General features: G+C 74.5%; 12 protein-coding genes. 5 read left to right on the forward strand and 7 right to left on the reverse strand.

The window, feature by feature from the left end; translation table 11 throughout:
* Positions 1-51: 51 nt before the first annotated feature.
* Positions 52-1,560, forward strand: a complete 1,509-nt coding sequence (locus tag ACFC0B_RS34885; RefSeq protein ID WP_376095365.1) for a peptide MFS transporter — start codon at positions 52-54, stop codon at positions 1,558-1,560.
* Between the two features lie 110 nt (positions 1,561-1,670).
* Positions 1,671-3,833, forward strand: coding sequence for a prolyl oligopeptidase family serine peptidase (locus ACFC0B_RS34890; protein WP_376095368.1), 2,163 nt, complete (start codon positions 1,671-1,673; stop codon positions 3,831-3,833).
* Between the two features lie 105 nt (positions 3,834-3,938).
* Here the strand turns inward: ACFC0B_RS34890 and hutI are convergent, their stop codons facing one another.
* From hutI to hutU, 4 genes are read right to left on the reverse strand one after another with little or no spacing between them, the layout of a single operon-like run.
* On the reverse strand, positions 3,939-5,123 hold the full coding sequence (gene hutI, locus ACFC0B_RS34895) for an imidazolonepropionase (RefSeq protein ID WP_376095371.1): 1,185 nt from the start codon (positions 5,121-5,123) through the stop codon (positions 3,939-3,941).
* A 37-nt stretch (positions 5,124-5,160) separates the two neighbouring features.
* Entirely contained in the window at positions 5,161-6,537 is a 1,377-nt protein-coding gene (locus tag ACFC0B_RS34900) for a formimidoylglutamate deiminase (RefSeq protein WP_376095374.1), read from the reverse strand.
* On the reverse strand, positions 6,528-7,712 hold the full coding sequence (locus tag ACFC0B_RS34905; RefSeq protein WP_376095572.1) for an allantoate amidohydrolase: 1,185 nt from the start codon (positions 7,710-7,712) through the stop codon (positions 6,528-6,530). The genes ACFC0B_RS34900 and ACFC0B_RS34905 overlap by 10 nt, the downstream gene beginning before the upstream one ends.
* Positions 7,713-7,729: 17 nt before the next feature.
* A complete protein-coding gene (gene hutU, locus ACFC0B_RS34910) occupies positions 7,730-9,415 on the reverse strand; it encodes a urocanate hydratase (RefSeq protein ID WP_376095377.1) in 1,686 nt (561 codons plus the stop codon).
* Positions 9,416-9,551: 136 nt separating this feature from the next.
* On the opposite strand from hutU, the gene ACFC0B_RS34915 reads away from it, so the two are divergent.
* Positions 9,552-10,082, forward strand: a complete 531-nt coding sequence (locus tag ACFC0B_RS34915) for a Uma2 family endonuclease (protein ID WP_376095380.1) — start codon at positions 9,552-9,554, stop codon at positions 10,080-10,082.
* Positions 10,083-10,129: 47 nt separating this feature from the next.
* Here the strand turns inward: ACFC0B_RS34915 and ACFC0B_RS34920 are convergent, their stop codons facing one another.
* Positions 10,130-10,450: a hypothetical protein gene (locus ACFC0B_RS34920; RefSeq protein WP_376095383.1), complete on the reverse strand. Its 321-nt coding sequence runs from the start codon at positions 10,448-10,450 to the stop codon at positions 10,130-10,132.
* A 106-nt stretch (positions 10,451-10,556) separates the two neighbouring features.
* Between ACFC0B_RS34920 and ACFC0B_RS34925 the strand changes: the two genes are divergently transcribed.
* Positions 10,557-11,036: an SRPBCC family protein gene (locus ACFC0B_RS34925; RefSeq protein WP_376095386.1), complete on the forward strand. Its 480-nt coding sequence runs from the start codon at positions 10,557-10,559 to the stop codon at positions 11,034-11,036.
* A gap of 3 nt (positions 11,037-11,039) precedes the next feature.
* Here the strand turns inward: ACFC0B_RS34925 and ACFC0B_RS34930 are convergent, their stop codons facing one another.
* The gene (locus ACFC0B_RS34930; RefSeq protein WP_376095389.1) at positions 11,040-11,909 is read right to left on the reverse strand and encodes a MurR/RpiR family transcriptional regulator; all 870 of its coding nucleotides are present in this window, start codon (positions 11,907-11,909) and stop codon (positions 11,040-11,042) included.
* A gap of 219 nt (positions 11,910-12,128) precedes the next feature.
* Here ACFC0B_RS34930 and ACFC0B_RS34935 point away from each other — a divergent pair, with 219 nt between their 5' ends.
* Entirely contained in the window at positions 12,129-12,569 is a 441-nt protein-coding gene (locus ACFC0B_RS34935) for a hypothetical protein (protein WP_376095392.1), read from the forward strand.
* Positions 12,570-12,687: 118 nt separating this feature from the next.
* Here the strand turns inward: ACFC0B_RS34935 and hutH are convergent, their stop codons facing one another.
* The gene (gene hutH, locus ACFC0B_RS34940; protein WP_376095395.1) at positions 12,688-14,265 is read right to left on the reverse strand and encodes a histidine ammonia-lyase; all 1,578 of its coding nucleotides are present in this window, start codon (positions 14,263-14,265) and stop codon (positions 12,688-12,690) included.
* Positions 14,266-14,273 lie beyond the last annotated feature (8 nt).

The raw sequence follows: 14,273 nt of genomic DNA on the forward strand, positions 1-14,273 counted from the left end.
GTCCGCCGCCACCCCCCTTGGCGGACGCTGTCAGGCAAGGAACCACTACTCATGGCGTCTACGACCATGGAGTCCGGCGTTCAGTCGGCCTCTCACGGCGGCAAGACCTTCCTCGGGCACCCCCGGGGCCTCGCCACGCTCTTCATGAGCGAGATGTGGGAGCGCTTCAGCTACTACGGCATGCGTGCCCTGCTGGTGCTCTACATGACCGCCTCCGTCACCGACGGCGGCCTCGGCATGAAGCTCGCCACCGCGAGCGCGGTGTACAGCGTGTACACCGCGATGGTCTACCTGCTGGCCCTCCCGGGCGGCTGGATCGCCGACCGCTTCCTCGGCGCCCGGAAGACCGTCGCCCTCGGTGGCTCGATCATCATGATCGGCCACTTCCTGCTGGCCCTGCCGGTGAGCGTCTCGTTCTTCGGCGGCCTCGTGTTCATCGCGATCGGCTCGGGCCTGCTCAAGGCGAACATCTCCACGATGGTCGGCCACCTCTACGACGGGCCCAACGACCCGCGCCGGGACGGCGGCTTCACGATCTTCTACATGGGCATCAACCTCGGTGCCTTCGCCGCCCCGCTGGTCATCGGCACCATCGGCCAGAACGTCAACTGGCACCTCGGCTTCGCCCTGGCCGGCGTCGGCATGGCCCTGGGCCTCACCCAGTTCCTGCTCGGCACCCGCCACCTGAGCGCCAAGAGCGACGTGGTCACCTCGCCGATCTCGGCCGCCGAGAAGAGCGCCATCTTCAAGAAGGCCGGCCTCTGGCTCGCCGCCGCCGTCGTCTTCTACGCGGTCGTCGCGCTGACCGGCCACTTCACCATCAACTGGGCGATCTGGCCGCTGTCCATCGCCGGCCTGGCGATCCCGGTCTTCGTCTTCGCCAAGGTGAAGCGCGACAAGGACCTCGACGCGACCGAGCAGTCCCGGATGAGCGGCTACATCTGGTTCTTCGTGGCCGCCGCCGTGTTCTGGATGATCTACGACCAGTCCGGCTCGACGCTGAACATCTTCGCGCAGGACCACACCTCGTCCACGCTGTTCGGCTTCGACTTCCCGTCCAGCTGGTTCCAGTCGCTCAACCCGCTGTACATCATGGCCCTGGCCCCGGTCTTCGCCTGGATCTGGGTGGCGCTGGCCCGCCGCTCCAAGAACCCCAGCACCACGGCGAAGTTCTCCTTCGGCCTGCTGATGATCGGCGCCTCGTTCATGGTCATGATGCTGGCCATGGCCGCCGCCTCCGGCGGTGCCGAGGTCACGCCGCTCTGGCTGGCGATGGTCTACCTGATCCAGACCGTCGGCGAGCTGACCCTCTCCCCGGTCGGCCTGTCCGTCACCACCAAGCTGGCGCCCACCAAGTACGCCAGCCAGATGATGGGCGTCTGGTTCCTCGCGGTCACCGCCGGCGACTGCGTCGCGGCCATCTTCCAGCTCGTCCTCGGCGACAACGTGGTGGGCTCCACCTGGTACTTCGCGGTCCAGGGCGCCATGGCGATCGTCGCCGGCCTGGCCCTCTACGCGTACCGTCGCAAGGTCGTGCGGCTGATGGGCGACGTGCACTGACGCCCGTTCCACCCGGCCCCGGGGCCGTCGCGGATTCCTGAGATCCGCGGCGGCCCCGGTCGCTCTTTATCCCCTCGACCCCGGCCCCGCGGGTGTGCCTATGGTGCCCCATGCCGACCGAACCCGAGCACGTCCCGACCGAGCCCGCGCCGACCGAGCACGTCCCGACCGAGCCCGTCCCGACCGATTCACTCCCCCGCCAGCTCGCCCGCACCCGGCGCCGCACCCTCGGCGCCCCCGCCCAGCCGGTCATCGGCGCCGACGGGCGCACCGTGCTCTTCCTGCGCAGCCGGGCCGGCGACGACCCCGTCACCTGCCTCTGGGCCCTGGACACCGACAGCGGCGAGGAGCGCCTGCTCGCCGACCCCGCCGCCCTCGGCGCCGACCGCTCCGAGGCCGAGCTGCCCGAGGCCGAACGGATCCGCCGCGAACGCGCCCGCGTCCACGCCCGCGGCGTCACCGCCTACGCCACCGACGCCGCCGGCCGGCTCGCCGCCTTCGCCCTGGGCGGCGAGCTGTGGCTCGCCGACACCGCCACCGGCGAGGTCCGACGCGTGCCCACCACCGCCGAGGTGTACGACCCGCGCCCCGACCCCGCCGGCCGGTGGATCGCCTACGTCGGCGGCGGCGCCCTGCGCGTCGTCCGCGCCGACGGCGGCGAGGACCGCGCGCTCGCCGAGCCCGAGCACGCCGAGGTCCGCTACGGCGTGCCCGACCACGTCGCCGCCGAGTCCATGCACCGCACCCGGGCCCACTGGTGGTCCCCCGACGGCACCCGCCTGCTGGCCGCTCGCGTCGACGAGCGCCCGCTGAGCCGCCTCCACCTCGCCGACCCGGCCGACCCCGCCCGGCCGCCGCGCGTCATCCGCTACCCCCTGGCCGGCACCGACAACGCCGAGGTCACCCTCTGGCTGCTCGGCCTCGACGGCGGGCGCACCGAGGTCCGCTGGGACCGGGCCGGGTACGAGTACCTCACCGCCGCCGGCTGGGACGGGCACGGCCCGTACGCCGCCGTGCAGAGCCGCGACCAGCGCACCGTGCTCACGCTCGCCGTCGACCCCGCCGACGGCGCCACCCGCGTCCTCGCCGAGCGGCGCGACGAGCACTGGGTCGAACTCGTCCCCGGCCTGCCCGTCCGCACCGCCGCCGGCGCGCTCGTCGACGCCGCGGACCAGGGTGGGACCCGGCACCTCACCGTCGACGGCGAGCCCGTCACCCCGCCCGGCCTCCAGTTGCGCTCCGTGCTCGGCACCGACGGCGAGCGGGTGCTCTTCACCGCCAGCGACGAGCCGACCGAGACCCACGTGTGGTCGTGGGAGCAGGCCTCGGGCGCCGTCCGGCTGAGTGACGAGCCGGGCGTGCACACCGGCGCGCAGCGCGACGGCACGCTCGTCCACACCGCGCACACGCCCGGCGCGCCCACCGGCCGCACCACCGTGCACCGCGACGGCGGCCACCCGGCCCGCACACTGGCCTCCCACGCCGAGACCCCCGTCCTCACCGCCCGCCCCGAACCGCTCCGGCTCGGCCCCCGCGAGCTGCGCGCCACGCTCTTCCTGCCCGCCGGCCACCGCCCCGGCGACGGCCCGCTGCCCGTCCTGGTCGACCCCTACGGCGGACCCGCCCTGCAGAAGGTCACCGCCGCCCCGCACTGGTGGGACCTCACCTCCCAGTGGTTCGCCGACCAGGGCTTCGCCGTGCTCGCCGTCGACGGCCGCGGCACCCCCGGGCGCGGACCGCGCTGGGAGAAGAGCATCTTCGCGGACATCGCCGACCCCGTCCTCGCGGACCAGGTCGAGGCCCTGCACGCGGCCGCCGCGCTGCGCCCCGGCCTGCTCGACCTCGACCGGGTCGGCATCCGCGGCTGGTCCTTCGGCGGCTTCCTGGCCGCCCTCGCCGTGCTGCGCCGCCCCGACGTCTTCCACGCCGCCGTCGCCGGCGCCGCCCCCACCGAGCACCGGCTCTACGACACGCACTGGAAGGAACGGTTCCTCGGCCACCCCGACGAGCACCCCGAGCGGTACGACGCCGCCTCGCTGCTGCCCGACGCCCCCGGGCTGCGGCGTCCGCTGCTGCTGATCCAGGGCCTCGCCGACGACAACGTGCTGCCTGTCCACGCCCTGCGGCTGTCCGCCGCGCTGCTCGCCGCCGGGCGCCCGCACGAGTTCCTGCCCCTCGTCGGCGCCGGCCACTCGCCGAGCGACGAGGCGGTGGCGGAGCACCTGCTCCACCACCAGCTGGACTTCCTGCGCAGGTCGCTGGACCTCGCGTAGCGACGGAGGCGGGGCCGGGGAGCGACTGCCCCCGGCCCCGCCTCCGTGGCGCGCGCCCGGACCTCGCGCAGGCTCAGGCCTCGCACGCTCAGGCCTCGCGCACACTCACACCTCGCGCACGCCCGCCCGCCAGACCGCCGCCGTCAGCGGCACGCCCGGCCGGTAGGCCAGGTGCACGTGCGAGGGCGCGTCCAGCAGCTGGAGGTCCGCCCGGGCACCCACCGTCACGGTGCCGACGTCCGTACGCCGCAGCGCCCGCGCACCGCCCGCCGTCGCCGCCCAGACCGCCTCGTCCGGCGTCATGCCCATCTCGCGCACCGCCACCGCGATGCAGAACGCCATCGAACTGGTGAAGCTGGACCCCGGGTTGCAGTCGGTGGAGAGCGCCACCACCGCCCCCGCGGCCAGCAGCCGGCGCGCGTCCGGGTAGACCGCGCGGGTGGAGAACTCGGCGCCCGGCAGCAGCGTCGCCACCGTCGCGGAGCCGGCCAGCGCGGCCACGTCCTCGTCGGTCAGGTGGGTGCAGTGGTCGGCCGAGGCCGCCCCCAGCTCGACGGCCAGCTGCACGCCCGGGCCGTACGTCAGCTGGTTGGCGTGCACCCGGGGCGTCAGCCCGCGCGCCGCCCCGGCGGTGAGGATCGCCCGCGCCTGGTCACCGTCGAAGGCGCCCTTCTCGCAGAACACGTCCACCCAGCGGGCGTACGGCGCGCAGGCGTCCAGCATCGGGCCGGTGACCAGCTCGACGTAGCCGGCCGGGTCGTCCGCGAACTCCGGGGCCACCACGTGCGCGCCCAGGTAGGTGGTCTCCGGCGTGTACGAGGAGGCGATCCGCAGCGCCCGGGACTCGTCCTCGACGGTGAGCCCGTAGCCGGACTTGCACTCGATCAGCGTGGTGCCCTGGCGCAGCGCCTCGCGCACCAGCCGGGCCAGGTTGGCGTCCAGCTCGGCGTCGGCGGCGGCCCGGGTGGCGGCCACCGTGGTGCGGATGCCGCCCGCCGAGTAGGACTGCCCGGACATCCGGGCGTTGAACTCGGCGGTGCGGTCGCCCGCGAACACCAGGTGGGCGTGCGAGTCGACGAAGCCGGGCAGCAGGGCGCGGCCCGCCGCGTCGAACCGCTCGTCGGCGGCGGGCGCCTCGGCGGCCGGGCCGACCCAGGCGACGGTGTCGCCGTCGATCACCACCGCCGCGTCGGTGAGCAGGCCGAGCGGCCCGGTCCCGGCCGCGGGGTCGTTGGTGACCAGCGTGCCGATGCCGGTGATCAGCGTGCTCGGAATGCTCGGGGAGGTCACGTCATACCTTTCGGAGGAACTCGGGGGGAGCGGCGTCTCAGCAGCTCAGGGCGTCGATCGAGGTCTTCAGCGCGCCCGGCACGTCCGGCACCAGCAGGTGCGCGCCGTCCCGGACGACCTGCCGCCCGCCGACCACCACGTGCCGCACGTCCGCCGCGGCGGCCGCGAACACCGCGATCTCCGCGCCGAGCCGCGGCGCGGGGCCGGCGGTGCGCACCGAGTCCAGCGCGATCACCGTGAAGTCGGCCGGCGCGCCCGCCTCGATCCGCCCGGCCTCGGGCCAGCCGAGCGAGGCGTGCCCGTCCTCCGTCCCGGCCCGCAGCAGCGCGTTCGCCGTCCAGTGGCCGCGGGTGCGGGTGCGCAGCCGCTCGTCCAGCTCCAGCGCCCGGGCCTCCTCGAACGGGTCGATGACGGCGTGGCTGTCGCTGCCGAGGGTCACCGGGCAGCCGCCGGAGGCCAGCTGCCGGGCCGGACCGATGCCGTCGGCGAGGTCCCGCTCGGTGGTGGGGCACATGCAGACGGTGGTGGAGGAGTCGGTGAGCAGCTTGACGTCCTCCTCGGTGAGGTGGGTGGCGTGCACGGCCGAGGTGCGCGGGCCGAGCACACCGCGGTCGGCGAGCAGCCGGGTCGGGGTGACGCCGTGCGCGGCGAGGCAGGCGTCGTTCTCGGCGGTCTGCTCGGAGAGGTGGACGTGCAGCGGGGCCTCGCGCAGCGCCGCCCAGTGGGCGACGGTGCCGAGCTGCTCGGCGGGCACGGCGCGCACCGAGTGGACGGCGGCGCCGATCCGGGCGTGCTCGCGCGGGCGCAGCGCGGCGGCCCGCTCGGCCCAGGCCTCGGCGTCGCCGTCGCTGAACCGGAGCTGCGGCTTGGCCGGCTCGGCGCCGAAGCCGGAGGACAGGTAGCAGGTGTCGAGCAGGGTGATCCGGATGCCGGCCCGGGCGGCGGCCTCGATCAGCGCCTCGCCCATCGCGTTGGGATCGTCGTAGCGGACGCCGCCGGGCGCGTGGTGCAGGTAGTGGAACTCGCCGACGGCGGTGATCCCGGCGAGCGCCATCTCCGCGTAGACGGCGGTGGCGAGCGCCAGGTAGCGGTCCGGGTCGAGCGCGCCGGCGAACCGGTACATGGTGTCGCGCCAGGTCCAGAAGGTGCCGGAGCCGACCTGGACGTGACCGCGCAGCGCCCGGTGGAAGGCGTGCGAGTGCGCGTTGGCCTGGCCCGGCAGCAGCAGGCCCTCCAGCCGGACGGCGCCGGACGGGCAGGGTCCGCTGTCCGGCTGCACCCTGGTGATCCTGCCGCCGGCGCCGGTGCTGATCAGGACGTCCTGTTCGACCACCGGCCCGTTGACGTACGGCAGCCAGGCGTACTGCGCCCAGAAGGTTGTCGTTTGCGCGCCTGCGGCACGGCCTACTGACACGCCAGGTCCTCCAGTACGTCGGCGAGGGCGGCGACGCCGGCCAGGCAGTCGGCGGTCTCGGCGTGCTCCGCCGGGGAGTGCGAGACGCCGCTCGGGTTCCGTACGAACAGCATGGCGGTCGGCACGGCCGATGCCAGGATTCCGGCGTCGTGTCCCGCGCCGGTGGGCAGCACGGGGGCGCCGCCCAGCACGGCGGCGAGGCGGTCGCGCAGCGGGCCGTCGAAGTCGACCACCGGGGTGTACGACTCGCGGGTCAGCTCGACCCGGACGCCGTCGCGCTCGCCGCGCTCGGCGGCGGCGCGCTCGATCTCCGCGACCAGCGCGGTGAGGGTGGGCTCGTCGGCCGCCCGGGAGTCGAGCCAGCCGCGGACCAGGGAGGCGATCGCGTTGGTGCCGTTGGGTTCGACGGCGACCTTGCCGAAGGTGGCCAGCGCGCCCGCGAGCCGCGCCTTCTTGCGGGCGGCGAGCACGGTGGTGGCGTAGGTCAGCATCGGGTCGCGGCGGTCCTCGATCCGGGTGGTGCCGGCGTGGTTGGCCTCGCCGTGGAAGTCGAACCGCCAGCGGCCGTGCGGCCAGATCGCCGAGGCGACGCCGACCGGCTGGTGCTCGGCGAGGTGGCGGCCCTGCTCGACGTGGAGTTCGACGAAGGCGCCGATCCGGGCCAGCCGTTCGCGGTCGGCGCCGAGCGCGGTCGGGTCCTGGCCGGCCCGCTCCATCGCGTCGGGCAGCCGGACGCCGTCGGCGTCGCGCAGCTCGTACGCGGCCTCCCGGCCCAGCACCCCGGTGGTGAGGCGGGAGCCGATGCAGGCGACGCCGAACCGGGCGCCCTCCTCGTCGCCGAAGTTGACGATCGCCAGCGGCCTGCTGAACTCCGCCTTCCGGGAGCGCAGTTCGTCCAGCGCCGCGAAGGAGGACACCACCCCGAGCGGGCCGTCGAAGGCGCCGCCGTCGGGGACGGAGTCCAGGTGCGAGCCGGTGACGACGGCGCCGCCGGCCTCCGGATCGCCCAGCCAGGCCCACTGGTTGCCGTTGCGGTCCAGCTCGTAGGCCAGGCCGCGGTCACGGGCCTGCTGCTCGAACCAGGCGCGGCACTCGGCGTCGGCGGCGTTCCAGGCGAACCGGCGGTAGCCGCCGGACGCGGCGGAGCGGCCCACGGGGAGCAGCTCCGCCCACATCTCCTCGAAGGACGGCGTCACAGCTCACCCGTCGGGCTCTGCTCGGCCATCGGGATGCGCACGCCGCGCTCGGCCGCCACCTCGGCGGCCCGGTCGTAGCCGGCGTCGATGTGCCGGATGACGCCCATGCCCGGGTCGTTGGTGAGCACCCGGCGGATCTTCTCGCCGGCCAGCGCGGTGCCGTCGGCGACGGTGACCTGACCGGCGTGGATCGAGCGGCCGATGCCGACGCCGCCGCCGTGGTGGATGGAGACCCAGGACGCGCCGGAGGCGACGTTGACCATGGCGTTGAGCAGCGGCCAGTCGGCGATCGCGTCGGAGCCGTCCAGCATCGCCTCGGTCTCCCGGTAGGGGGAGGCGACCGAGCCGCAGTCCAGGTGGTCGCGGCCGATGACGATCGGCGCGGACAGCTCGCCGCTCGCCACCATGTCGTTGAACCGCTCGCCGGCCTTGTCGCGCTCGCCGTAGCCGAGCCAGCAGATCCGCGCCGGCAGGCCCTGGAAGTGCACCTTCTCCTGGGCCATCTTGATCCAGCGGTGCAGCGACTCGTTCTCCGGGAAGAGGTCGAGGACGGCCTTGTCGGTCTTGTGGATGTCCTGCGGGTCGCCGGACAGCGCCGCCCAGCGGAACGGGCCCTTGCCCTCGCAGAACAGCGGGCGGATGTAGGCGGGGACGAAGCCGGGGAAGGCGAAGGCGCGGTCGTAGCCGGCCAGCTGGGCCTCGCCGCGGATCGAGTTGCCGTAGTCGAACACCTCGGCGCCGCGGTCCTGGAAGCCGACCATCGCCTCGACGTGCCGGGCCATCGACTCGCGGGCGCGCCGGGTGAACTCGGCGGGCTTCTCGGCGGCGTAGGTCGCCATGTCGTCGAAGGCGACGCCGACCGGCAGGTAGCTCAGCGGGTCGTGGGCGCTGGTCTGGTCGGTGACGATGTCGATCGGCGCGTCCATCGCGAGCAGCTGCGGGAACAGGTCCGCGGCGTTGCCCAGCAGGCCGATGGAGAGCGGCTGCTTCTTGTCGCGGGCGGCGGTGGCCAGCTCCAGCGCGTGCGAGAGGTCCTTGGCCTCGACGTCCAGGTAGCGGTGCTCGATCCGGCGGGAGATCCGGGACGGGTCGCAGTCGATACAGATCGCCACGCCGCCGTTCATGGTGACGGCCAGCGGCTGGGCGCCACCCATGCCGCCGAGGCCGGCGGTGAGGGTGATGGTGCCCTCCAGGGTGCCCTCGAACCGCTTGTTGGCGACGGCGGCGAAGGTCTCGTAGGTGCCCTGGAGGATGCCCTGGGTGCCGATGTAGATCCACGACCCGGCGGTCATCTGCCCGTACATGGTGAGCCCGAGGCTCTCCAGCCGGCGGAACTCCTCCCAGTTGGCCCAGTCGCCGACCAGGTTGGAGTTGGCGATCAGCACCCGCGGCGCCCACTCGTGGGTCTGCATGACGCCCACCGGCCGACCGGACTGCACCAGCATGGTCTCGTCCTGCTTGAGCCCCTGCAGCGTGCGCACCATGGCGTCGAAGGACCGCCAGTCGCGCGCCGCCTTCCCGGTGCCGCCGTACACGACCAGCTTCGACGGGTGCTCGGCCACCTCGGGGTCGAGGTTGTTCATCAGCATCCGCAGGGCCGCCTCCTGCTGCCACCCCTGCGCCGTCAGCCCCGTCCCCCGCGCCGCCCGCACCTCACGGGGTCCGCTCGCCTGCTGCACCATGTCCCGGCCTCCTTGCGGATGAATTCATTCAGGATCGACTCGGCTGAATATATCCAAACATCCAGCCCCCGGCCAGAGGTCGGCCCCATCCGATCACCACCCGTGCGACCGGCTCCGCCGCGCTACGCTGACCACTGTGCCGGAACTCCCCGTACGACCGGGTGCGCTGCGCGAGGCGGCCTCGGAACTCGGCCGACTGACCGGTCTCGGCGTCGAGGTCATCGGCGGAACACTGATCCTTGCCCCGCCGCGCCGGGGCAAGCACGTGGGCACCGTCCGGCTGCTGCGCGAACGGCTCGACGCCGGCCTGCCGGAACGGCTCGCCACCCACCAGGTCGTCTCCATCGGCATGCCTGGCGACCGGGACGACTACGCCGTCCCCGATCTGACGGTCCTTCCCCGCGACTGGGCCGAGGACGACGACTGGCTCGTGGATCCGCGCGAGGCGGCTCTCGCCGTAGAGGTGGTGCCCTGGCCCAGGGGCGCGCGGGAGGTCGCGGTGAAGAGCGACTGGTACGCCGCCGCCGGGGTCGCCGCACTGCTCGCGCTGGATCCCCGCCAGGGCGTGTGGACGCTCCACACCGCCCCCCCGCGCAGGGGTCTACCGAAGGCTGCTGCACGGGGTGTACGGCGAGCCGGTTCCGCTCGCCGCACCTCTTCCGGGTGAACTGCGCACCGACGGGCTGCCGCGGTACGCGGGCGCGGACCGGCGGGTCACGCCGCGGCGTCGTCGTCCCAGTTGATGCCGATCTCGGCGAGCCAGCGGCGGTCGGCGTCGTCGGGGACGGGGGCGCGGGGCGGGCGGGGGATCTCCTGGACGGGGCCGAGGCCGTACTGTTCGGCGGCCGCGGCGGCGCGGGCGTCGGGTTCGATCACGCCGACGTGGACGACGGTCTCGTCGCCCGGGTCGAGGACGGTGAGTTCGGGGTCGGGCAGACGGCGCAGGGTGACGCGGCGTCCGCAGGTCGGGCAGGACCACTCGTCGGCTCCGGAGGCGAGCCGGCCGACGAACTTCATCTCGTGGATCACGCGCATGGCGGCACCCCCTGACTGGAGTGATGCCCGCCCTGGGCGGATCGCCAACCTGCGGGTACGGTCGGCGGAGCCGGTGAACCGGCCGGGGGCGACGGGGAGGGGCGGCATGGACCGCGAGTGGGGCGTCGAGGAGAGCATCGGACTGGCGGCGAAGCCCGCCGCGGTCTACCGCGCCGTCAGTACGGTGCGCCGCACGGGCAAGTGGAGCCCCGAGTGCCGGGCGGTGTGGGCCCGCCGGGGGCCGCTGCGGGCCGGCGACCGGTTCGTCGGCTTCAACCGGCGCGGGCTCCGCGTCTGGTTCACCACCTGCCGGGTGACGACGGCCGAGCCCGGGCGCGAGTTCGCCTTCCGGGTGGGGTCGTTCGGGCTGCCGATCGCCGAGTGGGGCTACCGCGTCGAGCCGGACGGGGACGGCGGCACGACCCTCACCGAGTACTGGCGCGACCTGCGGACCGGACGCGGGGCGCCGGTCGCCGAGCTGCTCGGCAAGGTGTTCACCGGGGTCCCCGCGGAGCGGCGGGCGGCGGCCAACCGGACCGGCATGCGGCTGACCCTGGAACGGATCCGGCGGGCGCTCACCGCCTGACCGCTACTCCAGGAACAGTCCGCGGGCCGCCGCCGACTGCTCGATGGCCTCCAGTCGCGCCTCGGCGCCCGGGAGTTCGTCGCACATGGTCTGCAGCAGCACCCGGCCGAGCATCATCGGCGCGCAGGCGGTGTCGAAGACCAGACCGGTGCCGACGGCGGCCGGCAGCATCAGGTCGGAGAGCTTGGCGACCGGCGCGAAGACGCTGTCGGCCACGGTGATGACGGTCAGTCCGCACTCGCGGGCCACCGCCAGGGCGTCCATCAGCTCGCGCGGGTGGCGCGGAAGGGCGAAGCAGAGCAGCACGCTCGCGCCGGCCGCCGCGGCCTGTTCGAGGCGGTCGGCGAGCATGCTGCCGCCCTCGTCGAGCAGCCGGACGTCCGGGTGCACCTTGGCGGCGAAGTACGCGAAGCCGCGGGCCTGCGCGGAGGCGGCGCGCAGGCCGAGGACGGGCAGCGGGCGGGAGGCGGCGAGCAGCCGGGCGGCCCGGGTGATCGGCTCGGGGTCGGCGAGCAGTTCGGCGAGGTGGCGCAGGTGCTCGATCTCGGCGAGGACGGCCTGCTGGTGCTCGTTGCGGACGGCGTCGGCCGGGGTCTCGGGGGCGGCGGGCTCACCGGCGCCCAGTTCGCGCAGCTGCTTGCGCAGCGCCGGGTAGCCGTCGTAGCCGAGGGCCACCGCGAAGCGGGTCACCGAGGGCTGGCTGACGCCGGCGAGTTCGGCGACCTCGACGCTGGAGAGGAACGGTGCCTCGGTGGCGTGCCGCACCAGCGAGTGCGCGATCCGCCGCTGGGTGGGGGTGAGCCGATGGCCCTCGAAGAGCTGGAGCAACCGGGCGGAGGGACCGACCGGGCCGGCGTCGTCGGTGGCGGTCATGGCGGTACCTCCGGATGCGAGCTGTTCGGATGACTGTGCAGCAGCGGACCGCCGCTGGCAAAGACGTCTCGTACGACGGGACGCCGGCTGAGACGTCCGGGATACGGACCCGTCCGGGCCGCGCGCGGCCTCGGGGTGACCCTGAAATCCCCCTGAGACCCCCCTGAATACCGGCGAACGGGTGGACCCGCGCGACCCGGCGGGCGCAGTCTGGTCCCCATGGACACTCGCCAGGACGGCCTGGGACGCGATCTGGACGCCACGCTGCAGGCCCGCAAGGAGCTCGGCAAGGAGTACGAGTCGGAGCTCATCGACTCCTTCCTGTCCCGGCTCGACGCCCGGCTGGACGCCCGGGTGGAGCGCCGGGTCAGCGAGCGGCTCGGCCCGGCCGACGGGTACGGCCACCCGGCCGAGGCCGGCCGCCCCTACGGCCCGGGGTACGGGCACGGGGCGCACCGTTTCGGCCGTTCGACCGCCAAGCTGCCGATCATCTCGATGGCCCTGGGCATCCCGCTGTCGGCCATCTCCGGCGGCGTCGCCGGGTTCTGGGGCCTGCTGGTCTGCTGGGGCGGCATCGTCGGCGTCAACATCTCGGCCGCCCGGGCCGAGCGGCGCGAGGAGAAGGGCCGCTCGTCGGCCGCGCGGAGCGAGTGGGAGTAGGCCCCCTCCTTCGGATCCTGCCGGGCGGCGATCCGCCGAGATCCGAAGGAGGGGGCCCGGCCCGGGGCGCCGAGCCGCCGTCACCCGTCCCACCCGCTCCGCACGACCGGGCCGACCGTCAGGCCAGCGGCCCGGTGACCTGCTCGACCGCCCGCACCAGCTCGCCGGAGGCGACCAGCGCGGCCGCGGCCTCCAGGTCGGGCGACAGGAAGCGGTCGCGCCCGGCGCCGCCCACCCCGGCGGCACGGGCGGCGGCCAGCGCCGCGGCCGTGGCCGGAGCCGGGGCGACGTCGGCGCCTGCCTGCTGCCGGATCTCCAGGGCCCGGGCGGCGGCGGTGAGTTCGACGGCGAGGATGCGGCCGAGGTTCTCCACCGCCTGGCGCAGCTTGCGCGCGGCGGACCAGCCCATCGAGACGTGGTCCTCCTGCATGGCCGAGGAGGGGATCGAGTCGACCGAGGCCGGCACGGCGAGCCGCTTGTTCTCGCTGACCAGCGCCGCCTGGGTGTACTGGGCGATCATCAGACCGGAGTCCACGCCCGGGTCGTCGGCCAGGAAGGCCGGCAGGCCGTGCGAGCGGGCCTTGTCGAGCAGCCGGTCGGTGCGGCGCTCGGAGATCGAGCCGAGGTCGGCGGCGGCGATGGCGAGGAAGTCCAGCACGTAGGCGACCGGGGCGCCGTGGAAGTTGCCGTTGGACTCGACCCGTCCGTCCGGCAGCACCACCGGGTTGTCCACCGAGGCGGCCAGCTCGCGGGAGGCGACCAGCTGGGCGTGCGCGAGGGTGTCGCGGCCGGCGCCGGCCACCTGCGGGGCGCAGCGGATCGAGTAGGCGTCCTGGACGCGCGGGGCGTCGTCCTGGTGGTGGCCGGTGAGGCCGGAGTCCTTGAGCACGGCCAGCATGTTGGCGGCGGACAGCGCCTGACCGGGGTGCGGGCGGATCGGGGCGTGCAGCTCGGGGGCGAGCACCTTGTCGCTGCCGAGCAGCGCCTCCAGGGTCATCGCGGCGGTGATGTCGGCGGTGGTGAACAGGCGCCGCAGGTCCGCGATGGCCATGACGAGCATGCCGAGCATGCCGTCGGTGCCGTTGATGAGGGCCAGGCCCTCCTTCTCCAGCAGCTCGACGGGCTCGATGCCCGCGGCGGCGAGCAGCTCGCCGCCGGGCTTCTCGACGCCGTCGGGGCCGGTCGCCACGCCCTCGCCCATCAGGACGAGCGCGCAGTGGGAGAGCGGCGCGAGGTCGCCGGAGCAGCCGAGCGAGCCGAACTCGCGGACCACCGGGGTGATGCCGGCGTTGAGGATCGCGGCCATGGTCTCGGCGACCAGCGGGCGGACGCCGGTGCGGCCGCTGGCGAGGGTCTTCATGCGCAGGAACATCAGCGCGCGGACCACCTCGCGCTCGACCGCCGGGCCCATCCCGGCGGCGTGCGAGCGCACCAGCGAGCGCTGCAGCTGGGCGCGCAGCTCGGGGCTGATGTGCCGCACGGCGAGGGCGCCGAAGCCGGTGGAGACGCCGTAGACGGGGCGCGGTTCGGCGGCCAGGGCGTCGATCCGGGCGCGCGCGGCCGCCATCTCGGCGAGCGCGTCGGGCCCGATCTCGACCCGGGCGTTCCCCCGGGCGACGGCCAGCACGTCCTCGGCGCTGACGTCGGCCTTGCCGACCTGGACGAGCGGCGCGTGGGGGGCCGCAGCACTGTGCATATCCATAT

Origin of the sequence: Kitasatospora sp. NPDC056184 (genome assembly GCF_042268405.1) — a bacterium.
Lineage (GTDB): Bacteria > Actinomycetota > Actinomycetes > Streptomycetales > Streptomycetaceae > Kitasatospora.

Coding starts and splice junctions, on each gene's coding strand:
- ACFC0B_RS34885 (WP_376095365.1), top strand. CDS start 52: ATGGCGTCTACGACCATGGAGTCCGGCGTTCAGTCGGCCTCTCACGGC.
- ACFC0B_RS34890 (WP_376095368.1), top strand. CDS start 1,671: ATGCCGACCGAACCCGAGCACGTCCCGACCGAGCCCGCGCCGACCGAG.
- ACFC0B_RS34905 (WP_376095572.1), bottom strand. CDS start 7,712: ATGTGGGCGGAGCTGCTCCCCGTGGGCCGCTCCGCCGCGTCCGGCGGC.
- hutU (WP_376095377.1), bottom strand. CDS start 9,415: ATGGTGCAGCAGGCGAGCGGACCCCGTGAGGTGCGGGCGGCGCGGGGG.
- ACFC0B_RS34920 (WP_376095383.1), bottom strand. CDS start 10,450: ATGCGCGTGATCCACGAGATGAAGTTCGTCGGCCGGCTCGCCTCCGGA.
- ACFC0B_RS34925 (WP_376095386.1), top strand. CDS start 10,557: ATGGACCGCGAGTGGGGCGTCGAGGAGAGCATCGGACTGGCGGCGAAG.
- ACFC0B_RS34930 (WP_376095389.1), bottom strand. CDS start 11,909: ATGACCGCCACCGACGACGCCGGCCCGGTCGGTCCCTCCGCCCGGTTG.
- ACFC0B_RS34935 (WP_376095392.1), top strand. CDS start 12,129: ATGGACACTCGCCAGGACGGCCTGGGACGCGATCTGGACGCCACGCTG.
- hutH (WP_376095395.1), bottom strand. CDS start 14,265: ATGCACAGTGCTGCGGCCCCCCACGCGCCGCTCGTCCAGGTCGGCAAG.